Raw genomic sequence first — 25119 nt, forward strand, 5'->3', positions numbered from 1 at the left:
TCCTATGCCGCAATAGCGTTCATGATCGCCGGAACGGAGAGCTCCCCGAGCGGGATCTCCGCCACCTGCTTGCGATCGCGCATAATAATGACCCGATCGGCATAGCCCACCAGCTCTTCCAGCTCTGACGAAATGACCAGCAGCGCCAGGCCATCAGCGCACAGGGTTTCAATCAGGCGGATAATTTCGGCGTGGGCGCCAACGTCTATCCCGCGGGTCGGCTCATCGAGGATCAAAAATTGGGGTTTGGTGAGCAGCCAGCGGGAAAGCAGCACCTTCTGCTGATTGCCGCCGGAAAGAAATTCGATCGGCTGCTCGGCGCTGGGGGTGCGGATACCCAGCTGGCGGATAAAGCGTTCGGCTATTTCATTCTGCTCACGCCGGGAAATCGGACGCAGCCAGCCGCGCTGGGCCTGCAGGGCCAGGACGATGTTCTCCCGCACCGACGCCGCGGCGATAATGCCGTCGGTTTTTCGGTCTTCCGGGCAAAAGCCGATCCCGAGGATGGAGGCCTGATGCGGCGAGCGCAGCGTCTGCGGCTTGCCTTTAATCCACGCTTTGCCGCTATCGGCCGGCTTGATGCCAAAAATCACCTCCGCCGTTTCGGTGCGTCCGGAGCCCAGCAGCCCCGCCAGGCCGACGATTTCGCCGGGGCGGACCTCGAGGTCGAACGGCGCGATGGTGCCCTTTTTACCAAATCCTTCAAAGGCAGCGATCGGCTTGTCGCTCAGCAGGGTGCGGCCCGCGCGCTGTAGCGCGTTGTGCTCCAGCTCGCGGCCCAGCATCATTTTCACCAGCTCAATCTGCGGCAGTTCGCGAGTTTCCCGGCAGCCGACGAAGCCGCCGTTGCGCAGGACGGTGATCCGATCGCTCACGGCATACACCTGATCGAGAAAGTGGGTAACAAAAATCAGGCTGACGCCGCTGTCGCGCAGCTGGCGCATCAGGGTGAAGAGCATCTCCACCTCCTGGGTATCCAGGCTGGCGGTAGGCTCATCGAGGATCAGCACCCTGGCCGACAGGTCGATGGCGCGGCAGATAGCAACAATCTGCTGCATCGCCACGGAAAAGCGGTTAAGCGGTTCACGAACGTCAAGGGAGAAGCCGTAGGAGGCCATCAGATCGGTGGCGCGCTTTTCCATCTCTTTGCGCCGCAGCAGGCCAAAGCGGCGGGGCTCGCGGCCGATAAACAGATTGTCCGCCACCGACATATTCGGCAGCAGGTTCACTTCCTGGTAGACGGTACCGATGCCCAGCTGCTGCGCGTGGGCGGTATTTTTCGGCGCGATGGCCTGGCCCTCAAGCCAGATAGTGCCGCGATCGGCGTGATAAACGCCGGTGAGCGCTTTGATCAGGGTCGATTTCCCCGCGCCGTTTTCACCCAGCAGGGCCATGATCTCACCGCGCCGCAGGCTAAAATCGACGTTATCCAGCGCCTTAACGCCGGGAAAAAATTTGCTCAGTCCCTCGGTACGAAGGATCTCCTGGTGTACTTCGCCGTTCATGGTTTCCCCTCCCCTAACCCTCTCCCCACCGGGGAGAGGGAACTAAACCGAGCGTCCTGATGGCCTACGCTCACTCAATAGCCCATGTTTTTCTTCTTCTCTAACTCTTCTTTCGCCGTATCCGGCAGGTAGAGCGTCGATTTGGTGATGGTCAGCTTCTCAGGCAGGGTGCCGTCTTTCTTGAATTTCTCCAGCGCATCAAACGCCGGCCCGGCCATATTTGGCGTCAGCTCGACGCTGGCGTTAGCTTCGCCGGCGATCATCGCTTTGTAGATATCCGGTACGCCGTCTATCGAGCCGGTCAGAATATCTTTGCCCGGCTTCAGCCCGGCCTCTTTAATTGCCTGGATGGCGCCGATGACCATATCGTCGTTATGGGCGTAAACCATGCAGATGTTCTTGCCGTTGTTTTCCGCTTTGATGAAGCTCTCCATAACCTCTTTCCCCTTACTGCGGGTAAAGTCGCCGGACTGGGAGCGGATAATCTTGATGTTCGAGGCCTTAGCGATGGCGTCAGCGAAGCCTTTTTTGCGGTCAATGGCGACGCTGGCCCCGACGGTGCCCTGCAGCTCAACGACGTTGCACGGCTTGCCGTCGACGGTTTTCACCAGCCAGTCGCCAATCAGCTGGCCTTCCAGCACGTTATTGGCGGTGACGGTGGTCATGTAGAGATCTTTGTCTTTTACATCAATGGAGCGGTCGAGCAGGAAGACCGGGATTTTGGCCTCTTTGGCCTCCTTCAGCACCGGCTCCCATCCCGTCGCCACGACCGGGGCGATAAAGATGGCGTCGACGCCCTGCGCAATGAAGGAGCGCACGGCTTTAATCTGGTTCTCCTGCTTTTGCTGGCCGTCGGCAATCTTCAGAGTAATACCGCGCTTAGCGGCCTCCTCCTTCGCAACGCTGGTTTCGGCCGCACGCCAGCCGGATTCAGACCCGACCTGCGAAAATCCTACGGTCAGAGGGGCAGCTATTGCCATAGATGACATAGCTGCGGAAACTGCTGTGACAAGAAGTAAGCGCTTCCACATAAGGCGATCCTCGTAGGGTTATTGTTAGTGAAATCGTTATCTGCGGACAAACTATAGACAATCAGAGATGTAACTGAATGCGTTACATCACACTTCGAAAAAGTAAACTAAATGTTAATTCATGCCGTTTATGGCAGCTTAGAGCGGATAAGGCTTTCGCAGCGATGCTACCATCGCCACTGATGGCGAAATTTTTAGCACTTTGATAAATCAATCACATGCAATGTAAACGGTTACATAAATTTATTCAGGATGTGGCTATGTTTATGGATTTTCAGGTTGTTTTGCGATGAAAAATGACGCCATCTTTCCGCCACCGGAAACAAAAGAAGCGAAGACATTCGATGTGAGTTGGCTATAATACCGGGCACTTGTTTGCTATACATTTTAAAGGAACAGACATGAGCTTACTCAACGTACCTGCGGGTAAAGATCTGCCGGAAGATATCTACGTCGTTATCGAGATCCCAGCGAACGCAGACCCAATCAAATACGAAGTCGACAAAGAGAGCGGTGCACTGTTCGTTGACCGCTTCATGTCCACCGCGATGTTCTATCCGTGCAACTACGGCTACATCAACCACACCCTGTCTCTGGACGGTGACCCGGTTGACGTGCTGGTCCCGACTCCGTATCCGCTGGAGCCAGGCTCAGTGATCCGCTGCCGTCCGGTTGGCGTACTGAAGATGACCGACGAATCCGGTGAAGATGCCAAGCTGGTTGCGGTACCGCACACCAAGCTGAGCAAAGAGTACGATCACATCAACGACGTGAACGACCTGCCGGAACTGCTGAAAGCCCAGATCACCCACTTCTTCGAGCACTACAAAGATCTGGAAAAAGGCAAGTGGGTTAAAGTTGACGGTTGGGACAATGCTGCTGCAGCGAAAGCTGAAATCATTGCTTCCTTCGAGCGCGCTGCGAAGAACTAAGTTCGCCTCTGCGTGAAGCCAGACCCTGAACGCCGCCTGCCGGCTAGTAAGGGTTTTTTTATGCCTGCAGTTTGCCTGCATCAGGCTAACGGGCGATAGCCATAAAAAACAACGCCACCCGAGGGTGGCGCTGTCGTTTTTAATACTGGTCTCTGTCTAACCAGTTACCGCTTTCTATCCGCGTAAATCCCTCAACCGGACGCTGATAGACATACATCCATGCGCCGCCATACGGCGTCTGGATAAGATGGCGCGCGTATTCGCCGCCTTTGGTACGCAGAGCATCCAGCTCGGCCAGCGTCGATGCGTCAATACGATAGACTTCACCATGTACCGTGCCTTCACCGGGCACCGCGCCTGGATAGTGGCCCAGGCTGTACAGCTGATAATCGTTGACACTATGGGCGCCCAGCCACTGAGCGTTGGTCATCCAGTGGCTGTTGCCTTGTTTGCGTCGTAAACTGCCGTAAACAAATATTCGCATTGCTAAAACTCAAACTGATAGAGCAAATCGAGAGCCTGGTCTACGCCAGACACCGCTTCCATATATAGCTTAGGCATCAGGCGATAGCGTAATGTCAGCGTCGCCAGGGAGTCGAAGATACCGACCCCGTATTTTACCTGCAGACCCGGCAGCACATAGCCGCTGACTACCACCTGGGAAGAGTCGCCTACCCCCTCGGTATCCAGCGCCAGATTGCTTACGCCAAACGTCTCGCCGATTTTACCCACAACCTGACCACTTTGTGCAACCCCCAGGCCAATAAGCATTGACGTCATTGCGGCGCTATCGCTCTGCCCGCTGCTCAATCCCTGGCCGCGCAGCAGATAAGAAAGCGCTTCCTGCTGCGACATGACCGGGTCGGAGAAGATCTCCGCCCGCGGCTGGTCGGCGGAGCCGGTGACGCGAACGCCGGCAATTACGTCGTCTTCTGTGGCATCCGGGTTGCGAATGGCTTCGATATTCAGCGAAGGCTGATCCGGCGGACCGGAGAACAGCAGCTCGCCTTTGCGGACGATCAGATCCTGACCGTAGGCGTGGAAGCGCCCTTCAGGAATATTGATCTGCCCGTTGAGGCCCAGACCCTGTTTATCCTGAGCAACTTTTAAATCGCCGGTCAGGCGCGCCTTCAGGCCAAACGCGCTGAGGCGAACGTTGTTACCGACATGGATAGTCAGGTTGCTGTTGATCGGGATACCGGCGCTCTGCGGCTTAATCGGCTGCAGGGAGTCGTTCAGCATCACCTCATCGGAAGAGACGCCGACCGCGCTCTCCGGCACGTCGTTAACCACAATACGCGCCCACGGAATATCGACGCTACCGTCAAGATTAAACAAGCTCGGCGTCGCGGTAAAGACCACGTCCGGCGAAACGTCCAGCCGCACCATCGGCGGTACCGTAATACGCACCCGGTTGCCCTTCGCCGCAATCTGCGCGCGCCAGTTGTCTATCTGGGTCCAGTCGGCGTTACCGCTCAGGCTAATCTGGCCCTGGCTTGTATTCACCGTGCCCTGCAGCGTCGAGCGAGTGCCGTTGAAGTTCATCGCCAGCTGGCTCGGCTGCATATCGAACGGCATAAAGTTACCGTCAATATCCACACCGTTCAGCTGCATCTGACCAAACAGCTGCGGATTTTTCACATCGCCGCCGAGGCGCAGGTTGGCGTTAAGCCGCCCTTCCGCCTTTTCCCCGCGCGAGAAGATCGGATTAATCATCGCCAGCGAGAAGTTATTGATGTTGATATTGCCGCCGAGATTGCGTCGGCCCTGCGGGTCGGTGACCTGAACCTGCCCGTCAAGCTGACCGTTATTGGTCAGGCGGATCAGCCAGCCGAGCTGCGCGCGGTTGTTGTGCAGATCGGCGGTGAGGTTCAGGGTATCGAAAGCCACCGGCAGCGGCGCATCGTTGACCGTCTGGGTCACCTTCACGTTGCGCCCGCTCAGCGTCACCTTGCCCTGCGGCAGCCCCTCTTTGGTGGTGTCCCAGCTCACGTCGGCGTTACCGCTAAATACGCCGCTGGCCTGGGTGGCTTCCGGCATAAACGGCTTGAGCATCGCGAGGTCGAAACGGTTGAGGTTGACGACCGCCCGTCCGCTCGCGCCCGCATCGATCGTCTGCGGCACGCAAAGCTCGGCGTTAGGGTTGGCCCAGCAGTGCGGCCCAATGCTGATTTTCTGCTCGCGGTTACGGTAGTCCAGCGCGATATTACGCGTCAGCGAAACCGGGCCCACCGGCGTCTGGAAGCGGGTATTGCTCAGCGTTCCTCTCCAGCGCTCCTCTTTGCGGTCAAAGCTTCCCGCCAGCGACAGCTGGCCGGATACCGGGTCGCCCTGCACCCTAAGCTGCAGGTCATGCTGCTTCTCATTCCCCTTCGCATTGAGCTGCACCAGGCTGATATTGACGCCCGGCTGGCTGATACGATCGATACGCACGTCGAGGTTGCCGGCAATCTGATCGCTGGATTTCACGTCGCCTTTGACGTTAACCTGGGCGATCGACAGCTCCTGCCAGCGCAGGGCGCGGGCGGTGATATCCGCCAGCAGCTGCGGCGCCTCCACGGTGCCGCGCACCTTCACCAGCCCTTTCGCCGTTCCGCCAAGGCCCGGCAGGGCGTTGTCGAGATGCGGGGCATCAATGGTGGCGTCGAGATCGAGATCTTTAACCCCCAGCTCACCCTTCACGTCGGCGCTGTTGGGACCTAACGCCAGGTGCAGGCCGGGAATTTTCCACTGCATATAGCTATTGCCCTGCAGGGAACCGCTGACATCAACCTTATTCTGCTTCACGTTACCGGTGATTTTCAGCTCCGGCACCGACATCTGCCAGCTGCCGCCGTAGAGGCTGCCCTGGGTTTTGATCAGACCGTTGAGCTTCGAAGGCCAGTCCGGAACCTCTTTGGCCGTGTTAATGCCGTCGAGGGTCAGCTCGCCGCGCCAGCTAATCGCCTGCTGCCAGTCGAGCAGCGCCTTTAGCTCGGTTTTCCCTTCCAGCGCGGCGACGGTCAGCTTATCAATATTCACCTGCTGTTCGTTGCCCTTAGCATTGAGGCTGATTTTCGCCGGCGGCAGGGATTGCCCCTTCACCGCGGTGCTCATCGCCAGGGCGTAGTCGGTCATCTTGCCGCTGAACGTCAGCTGCAGATCGTCGGCCTGGAACTGCTTTTCCCCGCTAAACGGCCAGTAGAGCTGCTTGCTTTTCAGTTCCATATTGAGCGGCAGCCCGGCTTCCGCCAGCTGCGTTTCGGCGCGCAGCGTCATCGCCACCGGGCCGGCTAAATCAACGCCAACCGTCAGCTTTTTACGCATCTCGCCGCCGACCTTCAGCTGGACCTTCTCGCCCTTGAGCGGGTCAATATTCAGCGCGCCGTTGAGGGTGATATCCACCGGCCAGCTGTCCTGCAGCTGCGCGCTGCCCGAGGCGGTGACTTTGCCCTGGTCGGAATCGACATCCAGCGTATCGAGCTTCATCTGCCCGTCAATGCTGCTGACCTTCAGCAGCAGGCTGTAGATGGTCATATCGGTATCGCCGGTGATCCGCAGCTGCTCGCCGCGGAACTCCTCGATATTGAGGTTGAGCGGCAGGTGGACATCGGCCATTTCCGGAAGCACCGGCTTCTCAAACAGCGCCTTCATCGTCTCGCCGAGCGGTTTCTCTTGCGGCTGCGGATCCTCTATCTTCGGCTCAACGATCTGCTCCTGCGCCACCTTCGCGACTTTCGGCAGCGCGATAAGCAGCCCCTGCAGCGACGTCGGCGTCAGAGTCAGGTTTTTCTCCTGCCAGCGCAGGCCGGTGGAGAAGTCGCGCACCGAGACGGCGGTATCATCAATTTTGACGTTAACGTTTTGCAGCGCGACGCGGCTTAGGGTGATGGGATACGGCGTGGAGAGATTCAGCGGCCCTGAATCTTCCTCTTCTGGCGGCGCGGAAGGCGGCATTTTTGCGGTATCGATAGCGACGTAGATATCGCGCAGCGAAATATCGTTGACGCACAGGCTGCTGTCCCACAGGCAGCGTAATTTGACCGCAAGATGGAACTGACCGGCGGTTACCGCCACGCCCGGCTGGGCAAAGCGCACGTTCTCCAGCGTCAGGTCACGCCAGCCGCCGGTGACCTTGCCGATCTCCAGGCCAGGTACCCAGCGGTCCGCCGCCTTCAGCACCAGGTGTAGGCCGCTGGTGGTGCCGACCAGGAAGCCAACCGTGCCCAGCAGCAGGACCAGAAAGAGCACGACCCCGAGGCTTATCTTCTTCCATAAACTCATAATTCAGGCCCCAGACCGATGTAAAACTGTAAACCGTGTTCGTCTTTATCGCCGACCGGAGCGGCGATATCCAGCTTGATCGGGCCGACCGGCGACTGCCAGCGCACGCCAACCCCGGCGCCGGTTTTGAAGTCGCTTCTGCGGATATCGCTGACCGCTTCACCGCCGTCGACAAACATCGCGCCCCACCATTTTCCGCTGACGTTGTACTGGTACTCCAGCGAGCCGGTGGCCAGCTTCGATGCACCAATCAGCTTGCCATCATCGTCTTTTGGCGAGATAGATTTGTATTTGTAGCCGCGAATGCTGCGGTCACCCCCGGCGAAGAAGCGCAGATCCGGCGGGACCTTGTCGAAATTATCGGCCTCAATCCAGCCGAGGTTACCGCGCACCACAAAACGGTGGCGATCGTAGAGGGTGCGGATCCACACTTCCTGCGCCTGGGCGACGACAAAGTTAATGTCCGAGCCCCACATGGTATTGGAGTAGTCCACCGAATAGCGCTGGGAATCGCCCCAGGTCGGCATCAGGCCGCCCCGCGAGCGGGTGCGGTTAACCGATACCCCGGGATAAATCAGCATGGTGGTATTGGTGACGTTAGCCTGGGTAAAGTGATCGAGGCTCCAGCGCAGGTTGATCGCGCGCTGCCAGCCGCTCGACATCTCCCAGAAACGCGACGCCCCGAGAGTGGTGGAGTCGGCTTTGGTATCGTTGAGATCCGTGCGCTTGAAGCCGCCCTGCATCAGGTAATACTGCTCCAGCGGGCTTTTCAACAGCGGAACCTTATAGCTGAAATCAACCTGCTGCTCCGGCGCGGAGAGGCTGAGGCTGGAGGTCAGGCTGTGGCCGTAGGAGTTCACCCACGGCTTTCTCCACGTCGCCTTCACCCGCGGCCCGACGTCGGTCGAATAGCCGACACCGGTTTCGACGGTATTCTCTTTGCGCGGTGCGACGACGCCCTTCAGGGGCAGAACTTTCGTTTTTCTGGATTTTTCAAACTCCGGCGCGACCACCACCGAGCTGAACCAGCCGGTGGCCGCCAGGCGGCGGTTTAGCTCCGCCAGATCCTCGGAGGTGTACTCATCCCCCTGCTTAAACGGCACCAGATTTTGCAAATATTCGTCGCGGATCTGCGATCCGCTGAAGGTCACGGCGCCGAAGCGATAACGCTCGCCGCTGTTGTAATCGATATCCCAGAAGGCCTGATGGCGATCGAGAGAAACCCCGAGCTGGCTTTTATTGAATTCACTATCAAAGTAGCCTTTGCGCAGCGCAACGCGGGTCAATGAGCTTTTAAAACCGTCGTAATCGCCGTGGTTCAGCACGGTGCCGATTGCCGGACGCGTTTTTAACAAATCCAGATAGTCACGGTCGGTTCGCGCGCCGCCGCGCAGGATCACGTCGGTGCCGCCAATACGCACCGGTTCGCCGGGCGTCACTTTGGCGATCAGCACCTGCCGCCCTTTTGCCGGCGGCGGACGTAAATCAAAATCGATCGTCGGTTCGTAGTAACCCAGCGCTTTCAGGCCTTCACGGATGGCATCATCAACGCGCGCGCGAAAGCGGCGATCCGGCGTGACTTCATCGCTTTGGATCGTCGACAGCCGGGCACGGACGTTTTTTTGCAGCTCCCCGGATAGCCCCTCAACCTGCAAACGCACGCTCGCGGCGCTAGCGACCCCGCTGACCAGCAAAAGGCTGGTGACACATAACTGGCGGATTTGTAGCACGTTTTCTCCTGAATATCCTTGTTTCCCCCCGAAGGAAACGAAAGCGCCGATCCCCGGCTTAACAAAACCCTAACAACTAAGGGTTGAAAAAGTGACGATAACCCAAATAATTCTTATGTTTAATCCAGACGTACCGATCGTGTTTATTGTGTAAAAAGACACGCATCGTTACAACCTTAACTACGACTTATGTTTCAGAGAGGCCAACCGTGAGTCTATTTGATAAAACGCATCTTGTCGCCCAGGCGGATGCGCTACCCGGACGCAACACCCCCATGCCGGTGGCAACGCTCCACGCCGTCAATGGCCACTCCATGACTAACGTTCCTGCGGGAATGGAAGTTGCGCTGCTGGCGATGGGCTGCTTTTGGGGAGTTGAGCGCCTGTTCTGGCAGCTGCCCGGCGTTTACAGCACCGCCGCAGGCTACACCGGCGGCTACACCCCTAACCCCACCTACCGCGAAGTCTGTTCCGGCGACACCGGCCACGCCGAGGCCGTACGCATCGTGTATGACCCGCAGGTCGTCAGCTATGAGCAGCTGCTGCAGGTATTCTGGGAAAACCACGACCCGGCTCAGGGAATGCAGCAGGGCAACGACCGCGGTACCCAGTATCGTTCGGCCATCTATCCGCTGACGCCGGAGCAGGATGCGGCCGCCAAAGCGAGCCTGGCGCGTTTTCAGGCGGCGATGCGCGACGCCAACGACCCGCGGCAGATCACCACCGAGATAGCCACGGCGAAGCCGTTCTACTATGCTGAAGACGACCACCAGCAGTATCTGCATAAAAATCCGTACGGATACTGCGGGATCGGCGGGATCGGCGTATGCCTGCCGCCACAGGCCTGATAGTGAATATTACCGGGGCGCACAATTAACGCTCTGGCGGCTTTACAGTACCTTACGCTATACTAGGCAGTGTTGTAGCCGGTCCAGTGCCTTCGGACCGGTTTTTTATGTATTCCACATTAGCGTTATCAACTTCCCTTCCGAGGATCTGGCCTCAACGGCTAGATAAACTATGTTAAACAGTATTTTAGTAATACTTTGTCTGATTGCCGTCAGCGCATTTTTTTCGATATCCGAAATCTCGCTGGCCGCCTCACGTAAAATCAAACTCAAACTGCTGGCCGATGATGGTCACGTGAACGCTCAGCGCGTTCTCAAAATGCAGGAAAACCCCGGGATGTTCTTCACCGTTGTGCAAATCGGCCTCAACGCGGTGGCGATTCTCGGCGGTATCGTCGGCGATGCGGCATTCTCCCCGGCCTTCAACGGCCTGTTAAGCCGCTATATGTCGCCGGAACTCTCCGAGCAGCTCAGCTTTATTATCTCCTTTACTCTGGTCACCAGCCTGTTCATCCTGTTTGCTGACCTGACCCCGAAACGCATCGGTATGATTGCACCAGAAGCCGTGGCTTTGCGCATCATCAACCCGATGCGCTTCTGCCTGATGGTGTTCCGCCCGCTGGTGTGGCTGTTCAACGGCATGGCCAACAATATTTTCCGGCTGTTCAAAATACCGATGGTGCGTAAAGACGACATCACCTCCGACGATATTTACGCGGTCGTTGAGGCCGGCGCCCTGGCCGGCGTGCTGCGTAAGCAGGAGCATGAGCTGATTGAGAACGTGTTCGAGCTGGAATCGCGTACCGTTCCGTCGTCGATGACCTCGCGTGAAAACGTGATCTGGTTCGATCTCCACGAAGACGAACAGAGCCTGAAGAACAAGGTTGCGGAGCATCCGCACTCCAAGTTCCTGGTCTGTAACGAAGATATCGACCATATCATCGGCTACGTGGACTCCAAGGATCTGCTGAATCGCGTGCTGGCGAATCAAAGCCTGGTGCTGACCGGCGGCGTGCAGATCCGCAATACGCTGATTGTCCCCGATACCCTGACGCTCTCCGAAGCGCTGGAAAGCTTCAAAACCGCCGGCGAAGACTTTGCGGTCATCATGAACGAATATGCGCTGGTGGTGGGGATTATTACCCTGAACGACGTCATGACCACCCTGATGGGCGATCTGGTTGGCCAGGGGCTGGAGGAGCAGATCGTCGCCCGCGATGAGAACTCGTGGCTGATTGACGGCGGTACGCCGATTGATGACGTGATGCGCGTGCTCGATATCGACGATTTCCCGCAGTCCGGCAACTATGAAACCATCGGCGGCTTTATGATGTTTATGCTGCGTAAAATCCCCAAGCGTACCGACGCGGTGAAATTCTCAGGCTACAAGTTTGAGGTGGTGGACATCGATAACTACCGCATCGATCAGCTGCTGGTCACCCGCATCGATAACAAGCCGACGGTGCTGGTACCGAAGCAGTCGGAAACGATGACAGGCGAAAAAGAGTCGGCATAATCGCCGCCTTCAGAAACACTAACGGCTCCTATCAGGAGCCGTTTTTCTTACCGTACAGCTATACCACTTTTCAGATTAAGCCATCTCTGTTTGCAGACGCAGAACCTGACGATTGACCTCGGACATCACAGAAAAATGCTGTTTGTCCTTTACCTTCGGGATAAGGATTTTGCCCTTATCAAACTCAAAAGCGCCAACATCCTTGATATATAACCGTCCACGGAACAGGATCTTCACGTACTTCGCCACTTGCAGCGGATTGTAGCGTTGGAAAATTTTCATTGTTGTCTCCTGCCAGGGTTACGCTCCTGTGGTGCCACACTTAGCCCACGAATCCAGAGCGCAAATTTTAATGCCCTGAAACTATAGTCCAGAACTTCTGTAATACCCAGCATGCATAAGTTTATTTACCTTTTGATGACATTAATTAAGAATTTTCTTTTCATACATACGTAGAAGTGAGTATAAGTCACCGATTTTATTCGAATATGTGCGTTAACACGCAATCTGGCACTCTGATTGCGTGTCATGCCGTTAAATCGCACTTATGCTTAAGCCAGACCAAGTGGTCGGATCACCTGTACATAATAAGGAAACATCATGACCCTACGTAAAATTCTGGCGGCCTCACTCCTTCTGCTTCCGCTGATCGCCTCGGCGCATAATTTTGTCGATGGCCAGCGCGTCGCGCCGGTTGGCATCGCCGACCGGGGAGAACTCATTCTGGATAATGATAAGTTTAGCTATAAAAACTGGAATAGCTCGCAGCTGGCAGGAAAAGTGCGCGTGATACAGCACATCGCCGGGCGCACCGCGGCAAAAGAGAAAAACGCCACGCTGATAGAGGCGATCAAGGCCGCGAAGCTGCCGCACGATCGCTATCAGACCACCACTATCGTCAACACCGATGACGCGATCCCGGGCTCAGGAGTGTTCGTGCGCAGCAGCATTGAGAGCAACAAGCAGCTCTACCCGTGGTCGCAGTTTATCGTCGATGATAACGGTCTGGCGCGTAAGGCGTGGCAGCTGCAGGAGAAGAGCTCGGCCATCGTGGTGCTGGATAAAGACGGCCGCGTTCAGTGGGCTAAAGACGGCGCGCTGACCCAGGATGAGGTGCAGCAGGTTGTCGCCCTGCTGCACAAGCTGCTCAGTAAATAGATACCCGGAAGCCGGGGTTGAGGAAGGATTCACGCGGCGTGTAGTCGAGCGTTCTGCCCTGCCAGTCGTGAACGTGCGCCCCGGCGGCAACCGCGACCGCATGACCTGCGGCGGTATCCCAGCTATTGGTCGGCCCGAAGCGCGGATAGAGCTGGGCCTGACCTTCCGCCACCAGGCAGAACTTCAGCGATGAGCCGATCGAGGTGGTTTGGTGTTCGCCAAGCTGCTCGAGGTACTCCTCCAGCTCCGGATCGTTGCCGTGGGAGCGGCTGATGACCACCAGCGGAGGCCGGGCGTCGCGAACCTGAATTTGCTTACGCCTGCCGCACTCCTCTTTCCAGGCCTTGCCGTTTTCCGCGCAGTACAGCACCTTCATCACCGGCGCATAGACCACGCCAAGCACCGGTTTGCCCTTCTCAATCAAGGCGATATTGACCGTGAACTCGCCGTTGCGCTTGATAAACTCTTTGGTGCCGTCCAGCGGATCCACCAGCCAGTAGCGCTCCCAGTGCTGGCGCACCTGCCACTCCTGGGGGTCTTCTTCAGACAGGATCGGGATATCGGGGGTCAGCGCCAGCAGGCCGCTCATAATGACTTTATGCGCCGCAATATCCGCCGCGGTGACCGGAGAATCATCCTTCTTGCTGGCGACGTCCATCGGCTGATTTCCATCATAGACTTCCATAATGGCATCGCCGGCGATCCGTGCAAGCTGACATACTTGTTCTAACATTCTCCACCTCATCTGGTTGCAGTGGCGTTAACTCGTTGTTTTATTTATATCGCATCGCTGCGAGTTGCGCTATCTGTGATAGCGATGACGGTTTCAATTGTCGTTTTTCTGGCATGATTCACAATTCTGTAAGCAACAGAATGTAAATACATTTTCTTCTGTGCCATTGCTCATAAAAAGGACGCCTCTGATGATTAAGTTTAGCGCAACGCTCCTGGCCACGCTGGTCGCTGCCAGCGTAAACGCGGCGACGGTCGATTTGCGGATCATGGAAACCACCGATCTGCACGGTAATATGATGGATTTTGATTATTACAAAGACGCCGCTACGGAAAAATTTGGCCTCGTGCGCACCGCCACGCTGATTGAAAAAGCCCGCCAGGAGGTGAAAAACAGCGTGCTGGTCGATAACGGCGACGTTATTCAGGGTAGTCCACTGGGCGATTATATGGCGGCGAAAGGTCTCAAAAGCGGCGATATTCACCCGGTTTATAAGGCCATGAACACGCTGGATTACGCCGTGGGCAACCTCGGCAACCACGAGTTTAACTACGGCCTCGATTTCCTGCACAAGGCCCTCTCCGGCGCGAAATTCCCCTACGTCAACGCCAACATTATCGACGTAAAAACCGGCCAGCCGATGTTCACCCCGTACCTGATTCAGGATACCAAAGTCGAGGATAGCGAGGGCAAAACGCAGACCTTGCGCATCGGCTATATCGGCTTCGTGCCGCCGCAAATCATGACCTGGGATAAAGCCAATCTCGCCGGCAAAGTGACCGTTAACGACATCACCGAAACCGCGCGCAAATTCGTTCCACAAATGCGCGAGAAAGGCGCGGACCTGGTGGTGGTTATCGCCCACTCGGGGCTCTCCGCCGATCCGTATCAGGTGATGGCGGAAAACTCGGTCTACTACCTCAGCCAGGTTCCGGGCGTTGATGCCATTATGTTCGGCCACGCGCACGCGGTATTCCCGGGGAAAGATTTCGCCAACATCAAGGGCGCGGATATCAAGCAGGGCACGCTTAACGGCGTTCCGGCCGTGATGCCCGGCATGTGGGGCGATCATCTCGGCGTCGTCGATCTGGTACTGAACAACGATGGCGGAAAATGGCAGGTCAGCCAGGCGAAGGCCGAAGCCAGGCCAATCTACGATCCGCTGGCGAAGAAGTCGCTGGCCGCGGAAGATGGCAACATGGTGACGGTGCTAAAAGCCGACCACGACGCGACGCGCGAATTTGTCAGCAAGCCTATCGGCCGCGCCTCCGACAATATGTACAGCTTCCTTGCGCTGGTGCAGGACGACCCGACCGTGCAGGTGGTCAATATGGCGCAGAAAGCCTACGTCGAGCACTTTATTCAGGGCGACCCGGACCTGGCGAAGCTGCCGGTCCTCTCCGCCGCCGCGCCGTTTAAAGTCGGCGGACGCAAGAACGATCCCGCCAGCTTCGTCGAGGTGGAGAAAGGCCAGCTCACCTTCCGCAACGCCGCCGATCTGTATCTCTATCCGAACACCCTGGTGGTAATGAAGGTCAGCGGCAAGGAGGTTAAAGAGTGGCTGGAGTGCTCTGCCGGACAGTTCAATCAGATAGACCCGAGCAGCAGGCCGCAGTCATTAATCAACTGGGACGGTTTTCGCACCTATAACTTCGACGTGATTGACGGGGTCAATTACCAGATTGACGTCAGCCAGCCGGCGCGCTACGACGGCGAGTGCCAGATGATTAACCCGCAGGCGCAGCGCATTAAGGATCTGACCTTTAACGGCAAGGCCATCGACCCTGCGGCCACCTTCCTTGTCGCGACCAACAACTACCGCGCCTACGGCGGCAAGTTCGCCGGTACCGGCGATAGCCACATTGCTTTTGCTTCCCCGGATGAAAACCGTTCGGTGCTGGCGGCGTGGATTAGCGCTGAGTCGAAAAAGGCGGGGGCCATCCACCCGGCGGCGGATAACAACTGGCGCCTGGCGCCGATCCACGGCAAGGTGCCGCTGGACATCCGCTTTGAAACCGCGCCAACCGAAAAAGCGGCGGCATTTATTAAAGAGCAGGCGCAGTACCCGATGCGTCAGGTCGCCACCGACGATATCGGCTTTGCCATCTATCAGCTGGACCTGAGCAAGTAGCTCTCTGCTCAGGCAACGGTCTGCTCGTGGTTCGCCAGAACCGCGGGCAGATTCAGCTCAATCCAGTCGGCCAGCGCCGCCACCTTCTCGCTCACCTGCTCACCCAGCGGAGTCAGGCTATATTCAACGTGCGGCGGGACCACCGGATACGACACCCGGTCGATAAAGCCATCCTGCTCCAGCGCCTGCAGCGACTGGGCCAGCATCTTTTCACTCACCCCGCCCATCTTGCGGCGCAGATCGCTGAAGCGGTGGGTTCCCGCGCGCAGCGCCACGAGGATCAGCACGCCCCAGCGGCTGGTGACGTGCTTCAATACATCGCGGGACGGGCACTGCTCGGCAAACAGATTGCCGTCGCGCAGCTGTTCACTTAGCGTCAGATTCGCCATTTCATACTTACCTTTTTGTACGTACTTACTAAAAGTTAGCTAAGGTGTTAGCTTACCACAACAGTCAATAAACACGAAGGAGAACACCCATGATCGCAATTACCGGCGCCACCGGCCAGCTAGGCCACCACGTTCTGCAAGAGCTGTTAAAAACCGTTCCCGCCAGCCAGATTGTGGCGATTGTCCGTAACCCGGCGAAGGCCGAATCCCTGAGCCAGCAGGGCCTCGTCGTCCGTCAGGCGGATTATACCGACCAGGCGGTGTTCACCGCCGCGCTGCAGGGCGTGGATAAGCTGCTGCTGATCTCATCCAGCGAAGTGGGCCAGCGTGCGTCCCAGCATCGCAACGTCATCCAGGCGGCCAGGGCCGCCGGGGTCAAATTTATCGCCTACACCAGCCTGCTGCATGCGGATCAATCTCCGCTTGGCCTGCACGTTGAGCATGTGGAAACCGAGAAGATGCTGGCCGAATCCGGCATCGCCTATACCCTTCTGCGCAACGGCTGGTACACCGAGAACTATCTCGCCAGCGCGCCGCCGGCTCTGGAACACGGCGTCTTTATCGGCGCCGCCGGCGACGGTAAAATTGCCTCAGCCACCCGTGCCGACTATGCCGCCGCCGCCGCCCGCGTCATCGCCGAAGAGGGCCACGCCGGGAAGGTTTACGAGCTGGCGGGCGACGAGGCCTGGACCCTCAGCGAGCTGGCCGCCGAGCTGAGCAAACAGAGCGGTAAGAACGTGGTTTATCAGAACCTTAGCGAAGCCGACTTCGCCGCGACTCTGAAGAGCGTGGGCCTGCCGGCCGGGCTGGCGGATATGCTGGCGGACTCCGATATCGGCGCCTCTCAGGGCGGCCTGTTTGACGATAGCCATACCCTGAGCAGCCTGATTGGCCGCCCGACCACCTCCCTGGCGGAGAGCGTCAAAGGCATTCTGTAACTGTTGCAAACTGGTTAATTTTTGTAGCATCCCCGCAGGTCATCTCCGATAATCAGGGATGGCCTACGGGGAGAAAGCAGATGCAGGGCGTACCGGAACAGTTCAGCGATGAGAGAGACAGCGCGCGCTTTCGCCATCTGGCGCAGGTGCCGGGCGTGGAGCTGTATCACGCCCATATCTCCCGCTACGCCTTCGAACCGCATACCCACGAAGCCTTCGGCATTGGCGCGATTGAGCTGGGCGCCGAGCGCTTCCGCTATCGCGGCAGCCAGTACGTCGCCGCGGTGAACTCCATCGTCACCATGAATCCCGACGAGCTGCACACCGGTGAAGCGGAAACCGCCGACGGCTGGCGCTATCGGATGGTCTACCTCGATCCCGCGCTGCTGGAAGAGGTGACCGGCACGCGCCACTGGTGGTTCAGCGAAGTGGTGCGCCAGGATCCAAAGCGCTCGCGACAGCTCTGCCATCTCATATACGGCCTGTGGCACACCGACGATCCGCTGGCCCAGCAGGGCCTGCTGCTCGACGTTATCGACACCTTTCGCCCGTTTGCCCATCACGCGCCGGTACTGACGGAAGCGGCCCATCGCTTCGAGCGCGTGCGCGAATATCTGCACGATAACTATATGCGCGCGGTCACCCTGGATGAGCTGGCGCAGGTTGCCGCCCTCAGCCCGTGGCACTTTCAGCGCCAGTTTAAAGCCCATTTCCACGTCACGCCCCATCAAATGCTGATGGCTATTCGCCTGTGGCGCGCCAAAGCCTTCCTGACGCACGGGATGCCCGCCGCCGAAGTTGCCGCCGCCGCCGGCCTTACCGACCAGTCGCATCTCACCCGCGCCTTTACCCGCCGCTACGGGATTACCCCGGTGCGCTATCAAAAGCAGGTCATCCGGCGCTAATGCGCAATCTCATACAATATTCCCGCGCCGGCCTCCCCTACACTTTTGCCAGGGATAACGATGATGGATGGCAAGATGATTAGCGGCGTGCTGTATGCCCTGCTGGCAGGGTTGATGTGGGGGCTGATTTTTGTCGGCCCTCAGGTGGTGCCGGAGTACCCGGCGGTATTGCAGTCAATGGGGCGCTATCTGGCGCTGGGGCTCATCGCCCTGCCGCTGGCGTGGCTCGGCCGCGTGAGGCTGCGCCAGCTTTCGGCACAGGACTGGTGGGTTGCCTGCGGGCTGACCATGATGGGCAACCTTATCTATTATATTTGCCTGGCCAGCGCTATCCAGCGTACCGGCGCCCCGGTCGCCACCATGATTATCGGCACCCTGCCGGTGGTGCTGCCGGTGTTGGCTAACCTGCTCTACAGCCAGCGCGACGGCAGGCTGCCGTGGCGGCGCTTATTCCCGGCGCTGGCGTGCATTGCGCTTGGCCTGACGTGCGTTAATATCGCCGAACTGCGCCAGGGCATGGAGGCGTTTAGCTTCTGGCGCTACGGCTCCGGGATCGCGCTGGCGCTGATCTCCGTTGCCTGCTGGGCGTGGTACGCGCTGCGCAACGCCCGCTGGCTGCGCGAAAATCCGGATAAGCATCCGATGATGTGGGCAACGGCACAGGCGCTGGTGACGCTGCCGCTGTCGCTGGTGGGCTACGTCGCCGCCTGCTGGTGGCTGCACGGCCAGCAGGTCAGCTTCCCCCTTCCCTTTGGCCCGCGTCCGCTGGTCTTCGTGACGCTGATGCTGGCTATCGCCGTGCTCTGCTCATGGGTCGGGGCTTTGTGCTGGAACATCGCCAGCCAGAAGCTGCCGACGGTGATCCTCGGGCCGCTTATCGTCTTCGAAACGCTTGCCGGTCTGCTGTATACCTTCCTGCTGCGCCAAAGCCTGCCGCCGCTGCTGACGCTCAGCGGTATCCTGCTGCTGGTATTAGGCGTTATCTCCGCCGTGCGCGCCCGACCGGAAAAGCCGCGGCTGGTGGCGCAGGTCAGCGCGAATAAAAAATAGCCTGGTATCCGAAAGGGGTATTCCCTTGTCGATAAGATGCATTTAAAATACATTTTATATTCTTGATGACGAGGTAATTGCTATGGCTTTCCGTGACCAACCTTTAGGCGAGCTGGCGCTGACGATCCCGCGCGCCTCCGCGCTGTTCCGTAAATACGACATGGACTACTGCTGCGGCGGGAAACAAACGCTGGATCGCGCAGCATCGCGTAAAGAGCTGGACGTCGCGGTCATCGAAGCGGAGCTGATGAAGCTTGCGCAAGAGCCGGCAGAGCGCGACTGGCGCATCGCGCCCTACGCCGAGATCATCGACCACATTATCGTGCGCTATCATGACCGCCATCGCGAGCAGCTGCCGGAGCTCATTCTGCAGGCCACCAAAGTTGAGCGCGTGCATGCCGATAAGCCTAACGTGCCGAACGGCTTAACCAAGTACCTGACGATGCTGCACCAGGAGCTCTCCAGCCACATGATGAAAGAGGAGCAGATCCTGTTCCCGATGATTAAGCAGGGCATGGGGACCCAGGCCGCTGGTCCCATCAGCGTGATGGAAAGCGAGCACGACGAAGCGGGCGAGCTGCTGGAAGTGATCAAGCACATCACCCATAACGTGACGCCGCCGCCGGAAGCCTGCACCACCTGGAAAGCGATGTACAACGGCATCAATGAGCTGATCGACGATCTGATGGAGCACATCAGCCTGGAAAATAACGTCCTGTTCCCGCGCGCCCTTGCCGGAAACTAAATAAAAAAGGCGCCCGCGGGCGCCCTCGATACTGTCAGTCTTATTGGCCACTCCGGGTGGCCTTTTTTTATGGCGGGCCGTTGCAGGCAACGTTGAAAATCGCTCCCGAAGATTTTTTATGACGGGCATCCTGCCCGTCCCCCTACGGGCCGTTGCAAGCAACGTTAAAAATCGCTCCCGAAGATTTTTTATGACGGGCGTCCTGCCCGTCCCCCTACGGGCCGTTGCAAGCAACGTTAAAAATCGCTCCCGACGATTTTTTATGACGGGCGTCCTGCCCGTCCCCCTACGGGCCGTTGCAAGCAACGTTAAAAATCGCTCCCGGCGATTTTTTATTTCGCCAGACGCTTCTTACCGGCAAAGAACCAGCCCACCGCCAGCAGAATAAACCACAGAGGCGTCACCATCAGCGCCTGGCGCGTGTCGGTCTCCAGCGTCAGCAGCACCAGAACGAAGACGAAGAACGCCATACAAACCCAGCACATCAGCTTGCCCAGCGGCATCTTATACTTCGACTGCTCGTGCAGCTGCGGGCGCTTTTTGCGATAGACCAGATACGAGCACAGGATAATGGTCCAGACGAACATAAACAGGATCGCCGAAACCGTGGTGATCATGGTGAACGCGGAAATCACGCTCGGATTCACCATCAGCATCACCACGCCGCCCAGCAGGCACATGCAGGAGAAGGTTAGGCCTTTCGCCGGTACCGCACGTTTCGACAGTTTGGCGAACATCGACGGCGCCTGACCATCCTGCGCCAGGCCAAACAGCATACGGCTGGTGGAGAATACGCCGCTGTTGGCCGAAGAGGCCGCGGAGGTCAGCACCACGAAGTTAATCAGGCTGGCCGCAGCCGGCAGGCCCACCAGCACAAAGAGTTCGACGAACGGGCTCTTGGTCGGAACCACCGAGCTCCATGGCGTCACCGACATAATCACGATCAGCGCGAAAACGTAGAACATAATAATGCGCAGCGGGATAGAGTTAATCGCGCGCGGCAGGGATTTCTCCGGATCTTTGGTTTCCGCAGCGGTGGTGCCCACCAGCTCAATCCCAACGAAGGCGAAGACCGCAATCTGGAAGCCGGCAAAGAATCCGCTGATCCCTTTCGGGAACCAGCCGCCGTCATTCCACAGATGAGCAAAAGAGGCTTCTACGCCGGTCGGCGATTTGAAGTGCATCATCACCATGACCAGGCCGACGACAATCAGCGCCACGATAGCGACGATCTTGACCATCGCAAACCAGAACTCCATTTCCCCGAACATTTTCACGGTGGCAAGGTTCAGGCTCAGCAGCAGCAGGATAACCGCCAGCGAGGCCACCCAGTCGGAGAGGCCCGGGAACCAGAACTGGGCGTAGGCGGTAATCGCCACGACGTCCGCCATCCCGGTCACCACCCAGCAGAACCAGTAGGTCCAGCCGGTAAAGTATCCGGCCCACGGCCCCAGAAGATCGGCGGCGAAATCGCTGAACGATTTATATTCCAGATTCGACAGCAGCAGTTCGCCCATCGCACGCATGACGAAAAACAGCATGAAGCCAATGATCATATAAACAAAAATGATGGATGGCCCGGCGAGACTGATGGTTTTACCGGACCCCATAAATAAGCCGGTACCAATAGCGCCGCCGATGGCAATAAGCTGAATATGCCGGTTTGTGAGATTTCGCCGCAGCGTTTGTTCCGTCGGAGCCTGCTCTTCAGCAGCGACTTTAACCTGATCTACCATGTGATATTTTCCTGTTGTACCTGTCTGTGTTGTTCAGGCTCTACTGGCCCGTCATTAGTCATCACCCCTGGAAAAGGGCTTATCGATATTAGGTAAGAATCGGAAGGATGAATACTATGATTTAGATATAATGTTAATTTTATGTTTAAAGTGAGTGTTATATCACTCCGGTCACGCGAAACAGCTCACAAAACTACGCCAAAAAATCATTTAAGCAACATTAAACTCTAACTAAATTCAAACTTAAGCGTTTTACGCTATTTTTAAGCGCTTCCCCGCCCCATGGGGAGAGGAAGCCACTACTGCTTAGATAATATCCAGCAGCTCTACTTCAAAAATCAGGGTGCTGAACGGAGGAATCGATGCGCCCGCGCCGCGCTCGCCGTAGGCCAGGTTGTGCGGAATGGTCAGCTCCCATTTTGAGCCAACCGGCATCAGGGTCAGCGCTTCAATCCAACCGCCGATCACGCCGGTTACCGGGAATTCAGCCGGCTCGCCGCGCGCAACGGAGCTGTCAAAAACGGTACCGTCGATGAGCTTACCGGTGTAGTGCACGCGAACGTGGTCGGTACGCGCCGGGATAGCGCCTTCGCCCTGGGTCAGGACGCGGAACTGCAGGCCAGATTCGGTGCTGTTCACGCCTTCGCGCTCGCGGTTTTCATCGAGGTATTTCTGGCCATCTGCCGCCAGCTCCTGGAAACGTTCGCGGCGTACCGCATCGGCACGTTCGTGAATTTCACGCAGCGCGCGGTGAACGGCTTCTACCGGCACCTGCGGCTGATTGCCTTCCAGCGCATCAGCAATACCGGCTACCAGCGCTTCAGGCAGCAGCCCCTGCAGGCCAGATTCGCTCAGCTGTTGTCCAACCTGCAAGCCGATACCGTAACTTGCCTGCGCTTCGATAGTGTCAAAAGTCGGGGTTGCCATCTTAGTTCCTTTTTTGGGGGGAAAATTCATACTCTATAAACGTCGGCCTGCGGGAAGGCGGCAGGCTCCTGAGCCTTAGCGGTATAAATAACGCCATAAGCGAAGCGAGCGGCACTGCCGGCGAGCCGGCAACCCGAAAGACGACGAGTATAAAGCGGTGGGCAGCATATCAGCCACAGCGCGATGGGTAAAACTTTGTCGCTGGATGATGACAAATCTGAGGGAAACAGAAACAATAGGCAATATCAGGCTAACCTCACGAAACATATCTTTGTCTCGTCCATCAGGAAGTTAGCCATCTATACTCTACGGAGCAGCATAAAAATATGCGGAGCAGGAGGAAAGCCATGCCCGGGCGCTTTGAAATGACACCTACCCTGGCGAAGATCTGGCACGCCCCGGATCATATTCGCATTATGGATCCGCTGCCGCCAATGCACCGTCGGGGCATTATCGCCGGAGCCCTGCTGGTGGTTATCGGCATACTGCTCCCCTCCGAGGACAGCAGCACGTCCGCCCAGGTCAGTCGCGACGCCAGCCTCGATATGCAGTCGCAGTCCCAGCCGCAATCGTCGTCGCAGGCGATGCCGCTGCCGCCCATTACCTCAACCCCTACGGTGAGCGACGCCGATCAGATGGCGCCGGTGGCGCCAGAGCCGGTTCAGGACGAGCAGCCGACCGAGCAGCAGAATCAGACCTACTCTCCGCCTCAGCAGCAGCAACAGCAATCTGCCCCGGGCATCGAGCAGCAGTGGCGCACCTATCGCATCGAATCAGGGAAAACCCTGGCCCAGCTGTTCCGCGACCATAACCTGCCGCCAACCGACGTTTACGCTATGGCTCAGGTCGAAGGTTCGGGAAAACCGCTCAGCTCGCTGCAAACCGGGCAAACGGTACAGATTAGGCAGAATGCGAATGGGGTGGTAACCGGCCTGACTATCGATATCGGCGGTGGGCAGCAGGTGCTGTTTACCCGTCAGGCAAACGGCAGCTTTATTCGTGCGCGATAGCCTATCGCGAATAGATTAGCGTGAGGGAAGGCAGAAAAGCAAAACGCCGGCACAAGGCCGGCGTCTCGACGCGAGCAGAGTAAAAATTACTCAGCTACAACGTTAACAACCAGTTTCGCGAAGACTTCGCTGTGAACCTGGAAGTCCACTTCGTGCTCACCGGTGGTGCGCAGAACGCCGTTAGGCAGACGAACTTCGCTCTTAGCGACGGCAACGCCAGCTGCAGTTACAGCGTCAGCGATGTCGCGGGTACCGATGGAACCGAACAGTTTACCTTCGTCGCCTGATTTAGACGCGATGGTAACGTTGCCCAGTGCATTGATTGCTTCAGCACGTGCGTTAGCAGCTGCCAGAACGTCAGCCAGTTTGGCTTCCAGTTCAGCGCGACGCGCTTCGAAGAATTCAACGTTTTTCTTGGTAGCTGGAACAGCTTTACCCTGTGGAACCAGGAAGTTACGAGCGTAGCCCGCTTTAACATTAACCTGATCACCCAGGCTGCCCAGGTTTGCTACTTTATCAAGCAGAATAACTTGCATTACCTTATCCTCTTAAAGTCGTTAATAGACAGCGGCCGATTACTGATGACGATCGGTATATGGCAGCAGGGACAGGTAGCGAGCGCGCTTGATGCAGCGAGCCAGCTGACGCTGGTATTTTGCGCGAGTACCGGTAATACGGCTCGGGACAATTTTACCGCTTTCGGTAATGTAGTTTTTCAGCGTAGCGATGTCTTTGTAATCAATCTCTACAACGCCTTCCGCGGTGAAACGGCAGAACTTGCGACGACGGAAATAACGTGCCATTTGGCTAGTCTCCAGAATCTATCAATTCAATCTGCTCGGCATGCAGAACCATTTTGCTCAGGCCGTTCTTTGCCTTGTGGCAAGAAATGAACCCCCGAACGATTACTGCACTACCGACCGTTATACTGTGAGTAATGGCCTGGTTTTGGTGTCCGCTAATGATAACGGGCATTTGGCACCATGCCTGCCGGTGAAAACCGGCTTCCTCCTGCACTGAACGATGCTCAAGCACGAACTGGCAGTGTGGAATTCCTGACGGGCTGACCTTACGAATTGGCGTCCTGCAGATAATGCCGGACAGCTCCAGACGGTTGGTCATCAGGATTACTCTTCAGAATCCCCAGCTTCGGAATCATCTGCGGTTTCGTTTGCGAAATCTTCGCGACGCTCACGGCGCTCGTCTTTCGCTTTAACCATCGGAGATGCTTCGGTAACAGCGTGCTTAGTACGCATTACCATGCTGCGGATAACGGCGTCGTTGAAGCGGAAGTTTGTTTCCAGCTCATCGATCGCTTCCTGCGGGGCTTCAACGTTCAGCAGAACGTAGTGAGCTTTGTGCAGTTTGTTGATCGGGTAAGCCAGCTGACGGCGGCCCCAGTCTTCCAGACGGTGGATCGTACCTTCTGCTGCAGTGATTGCACCAGTGTAACGTTCGATCATACCCGGAACCTGTTCGCTCTGGTCAGGATGGACCATAAAAACGATTTCGTAATGACGCATCGAATTGCTCCTTACGGATTATTCAGCCTCCTGTCTGGGTCAGCCGCGG

24 protein-coding genes are annotated in these 25119 nt (G+C 57.4%); 10 read left to right on the forward strand and 14 right to left on the reverse strand.

The genetic code is table 11. The features are described 5' to 3' along the window. Window positions 1-2 precede the first annotated feature (2 nt). Together ytfR and ytfQ are read right to left on the reverse strand one after the other, a co-directional pair. Window positions 3-1505, reverse strand: a complete 1503-nt coding sequence (ytfR, locus tag PFH44_RS00355) for a galactofuranose ABC transporter, ATP-binding protein YtfR (protein ID WP_283824053.1) — start codon at window positions 1503-1505, stop codon at window positions 3-5. A gap of 74 nt (window positions 1506-1579) precedes the next feature. Continuing rightward, a complete protein-coding gene (gene ytfQ / locus PFH44_RS00360; protein ID WP_041143748.1) occupies window positions 1580-2536 on the reverse strand; it encodes a galactofuranose ABC transporter, galactofuranose-binding protein YtfQ in 957 nt (318 codons plus the stop codon). 401 nt (window positions 2537-2937) lie between these two features. Here ytfQ and ppa point away from each other — a divergent pair, with 401 nt between their 5' ends. Further along, window positions 2938-3468, forward strand: a complete 531-nt coding sequence (gene ppa / locus PFH44_RS00365; RefSeq protein ID WP_041143747.1) for an inorganic diphosphatase — start codon at window positions 2938-2940, stop codon at window positions 3466-3468. Between the two features lie 139 nt (window positions 3469-3607). Here the strand turns inward: ppa and PFH44_RS00370 are convergent, their stop codons facing one another. From PFH44_RS00370 to tamA, 3 genes are read right to left on the reverse strand one after another with little or no spacing between them, the layout of a single operon-like run. Beyond that, on the reverse strand, window positions 3608-3952 hold the full coding sequence (locus tag PFH44_RS00370) for a gamma-glutamylcyclotransferase family protein (protein ID WP_041143744.1): 345 nt from the start codon (window positions 3950-3952) through the stop codon (window positions 3608-3610). Window positions 3953-3954: 2 nt separating this feature from the next. Further along, a complete protein-coding gene (tamB, locus tag PFH44_RS00375) occupies window positions 3955-7731 on the reverse strand; it encodes an autotransporter assembly complex protein TamB (protein WP_283824054.1) in 3777 nt (1258 codons plus the stop codon). Next, window positions 7728-9461: an autotransporter assembly complex protein TamA gene (tamA, locus tag PFH44_RS00380; RefSeq protein WP_045853334.1), complete on the reverse strand. Its 1734-nt coding sequence runs from the start codon at window positions 9459-9461 to the stop codon at window positions 7728-7730. Before tamA ends, tamB begins: the two co-directional genes overlap by 4 nt. A gap of 209 nt (window positions 9462-9670) precedes the next feature. On the opposite strand from tamA, the gene msrA reads away from it, so the two are divergent. Beyond that, window positions 9671-10309: a peptide-methionine (S)-S-oxide reductase MsrA gene (gene msrA, locus PFH44_RS00385; protein WP_045853335.1), complete on the forward strand. Its 639-nt coding sequence runs from the start codon at window positions 9671-9673 to the stop codon at window positions 10307-10309. Window positions 10310-10481: 172 nt separating this feature from the next. Then, complete coding sequence (gene paeA, locus PFH44_RS00390; RefSeq protein WP_045853336.1) at window positions 10482-11825, forward strand: polyamine export protein PaeA; 1344 nt, start codon at window positions 10482-10484, stop codon at window positions 11823-11825. A gap of 75 nt (window positions 11826-11900) precedes the next feature. On the opposite strand, the gene PFH44_RS00395 is transcribed toward paeA, so the two are convergent. Further along, the gene (locus PFH44_RS00395) at window positions 11901-12107 is read right to left on the reverse strand and encodes a DUF1107 domain-containing protein (RefSeq protein ID WP_041143739.1); all 207 of its coding nucleotides are present in this window, start codon (window positions 12105-12107) and stop codon (window positions 11901-11903) included. Between the two features lie 318 nt (window positions 12108-12425). Here PFH44_RS00395 and PFH44_RS00400 point away from each other — a divergent pair, with 318 nt between their 5' ends. After that, window positions 12426-12983, forward strand: a complete 558-nt coding sequence (locus PFH44_RS00400) for a YtfJ family protein (protein ID WP_045853337.1) — start codon at window positions 12426-12428, stop codon at window positions 12981-12983. On the opposite strand, the gene cysQ is transcribed toward PFH44_RS00400, so the two are convergent. Next, window positions 12973-13716 (reverse strand): 3'(2'),5'-bisphosphate nucleotidase CysQ, encoded by a 744-nt coding sequence (gene cysQ / locus PFH44_RS00405; RefSeq protein WP_283824055.1) that lies wholly within the window; start codon window positions 13714-13716, stop codon window positions 12973-12975. The genes PFH44_RS00400 and cysQ overlap by 11 nt on opposite strands. A gap of 190 nt (window positions 13717-13906) precedes the next feature. Between cysQ and PFH44_RS00410 the strand changes: the two genes are divergently transcribed. Then, on the forward strand, window positions 13907-15847 hold the full coding sequence (locus tag PFH44_RS00410) for a bifunctional 2',3'-cyclic-nucleotide 2'-phosphodiesterase/3'-nucleotidase (RefSeq protein ID WP_283824056.1): 1941 nt from the start codon (window positions 13907-13909) through the stop codon (window positions 15845-15847). Window positions 15848-15855: 8 nt separating this feature from the next. Here PFH44_RS00410 and PFH44_RS00415 read toward each other — a convergent pair whose 3' ends face one another. Then, window positions 15856-16236 carry a winged helix-turn-helix transcriptional regulator gene (locus PFH44_RS00415; RefSeq protein WP_045853340.1) on the reverse strand — a complete coding sequence of 127 codons (381 nt, stop codon included), beginning with the start codon at window positions 16234-16236 and terminating at the stop codon, window positions 15856-15858. 89 nt (window positions 16237-16325) lie between these two features. Between PFH44_RS00415 and PFH44_RS00420 the strand changes: the two genes are divergently transcribed. The 4 genes from PFH44_RS00420 to ytfE all read left to right on the forward strand — a co-directional run bounded on the left by PFH44_RS00420 (window position 16326) and on the right by ytfE (window position 19874). Continuing rightward, window positions 16326-17174 carry an SDR family oxidoreductase gene (locus PFH44_RS00420; protein ID WP_283824057.1) on the forward strand — a complete coding sequence of 283 codons (849 nt, stop codon included), beginning with the start codon at window positions 16326-16328 and terminating at the stop codon, window positions 17172-17174. 80 nt (window positions 17175-17254) lie between these two features. Further along, window positions 17255-18079 carry an AraC family transcriptional regulator gene (locus tag PFH44_RS00425; protein ID WP_045853342.1) on the forward strand — a complete coding sequence of 275 codons (825 nt, stop codon included), beginning with the start codon at window positions 17255-17257 and terminating at the stop codon, window positions 18077-18079. A 75-nt stretch (window positions 18080-18154) separates the two neighbouring features. Then, window positions 18155-19129 carry a DMT family transporter gene (locus tag PFH44_RS00430; RefSeq protein WP_045853501.1) on the forward strand — a complete coding sequence of 325 codons (975 nt, stop codon included), beginning with the start codon at window positions 18155-18157 and terminating at the stop codon, window positions 19127-19129. Window positions 19130-19211: 82 nt separating this feature from the next. Then, window positions 19212-19874 (forward strand): iron-sulfur cluster repair protein YtfE, encoded by a 663-nt coding sequence (gene ytfE / locus PFH44_RS00435; protein ID WP_283824058.1) that lies wholly within the window; start codon window positions 19212-19214, stop codon window positions 19872-19874. Between the two features lie 332 nt (window positions 19875-20206). Here the strand turns inward: ytfE and cycA are convergent, their stop codons facing one another. Both cycA and fklB read right to left on the reverse strand, forming a co-directional pair. Then, window positions 20207-21610, reverse strand: a complete 1404-nt coding sequence (gene cycA / locus PFH44_RS00440; protein WP_045853344.1) for a D-serine/D-alanine/glycine transporter — start codon at window positions 21608-21610, stop codon at window positions 20207-20209. Between the two features lie 306 nt (window positions 21611-21916). After that, a complete protein-coding gene (gene fklB / locus PFH44_RS00445) occupies window positions 21917-22537 on the reverse strand; it encodes an FKBP-type peptidyl-prolyl cis-trans isomerase (protein ID WP_041143729.1) in 621 nt (206 codons plus the stop codon). Between the two features lie 347 nt (window positions 22538-22884). On the opposite strand from fklB, the gene PFH44_RS00450 reads away from it, so the two are divergent. Next, the gene (locus tag PFH44_RS00450; RefSeq protein ID WP_283824059.1) at window positions 22885-23547 is read left to right on the forward strand and encodes a LysM-like peptidoglycan-binding domain-containing protein; all 663 of its coding nucleotides are present in this window, start codon (window positions 22885-22887) and stop codon (window positions 23545-23547) included. A gap of 86 nt (window positions 23548-23633) precedes the next feature. Here PFH44_RS00450 and rplI read toward each other — a convergent pair whose 3' ends face one another. From rplI to rpsF, 4 genes are read right to left on the reverse strand one after another with little or no spacing between them, the layout of a single operon-like run. Further along, window positions 23634-24083 (reverse strand): 50S ribosomal protein L9, encoded by a 450-nt coding sequence (gene rplI / locus PFH44_RS00455; protein WP_041143727.1) that lies wholly within the window; start codon window positions 24081-24083, stop codon window positions 23634-23636. Between the two features lie 39 nt (window positions 24084-24122). Continuing rightward, on the reverse strand, window positions 24123-24350 hold the full coding sequence (gene rpsR, locus PFH44_RS00460) for a 30S ribosomal protein S18 (protein ID WP_002210155.1): 228 nt from the start codon (window positions 24348-24350) through the stop codon (window positions 24123-24125). A gap of 4 nt (window positions 24351-24354) precedes the next feature. Continuing rightward, entirely contained in the window at window positions 24355-24669 is a 315-nt protein-coding gene (priB, locus tag PFH44_RS00465; protein ID WP_041143726.1) for a primosomal replication protein N, read from the reverse strand. A gap of 5 nt (window positions 24670-24674) precedes the next feature. Then, entirely contained in the window at window positions 24675-25070 is a 396-nt protein-coding gene (gene rpsF, locus PFH44_RS00470; protein WP_004098001.1) for a 30S ribosomal protein S6, read from the reverse strand. Window positions 25071-25119: the final 49 nt, after the last annotated feature.

Origin of the sequence: Klebsiella sp. Ech2A (genome assembly GCF_030078455.1) — a bacterium.
In the GTDB taxonomy this organism is placed as follows: domain Bacteria; phylum Pseudomonadota; class Gammaproteobacteria; order Enterobacterales; family Enterobacteriaceae; genus Klebsiella; species Klebsiella terrigena.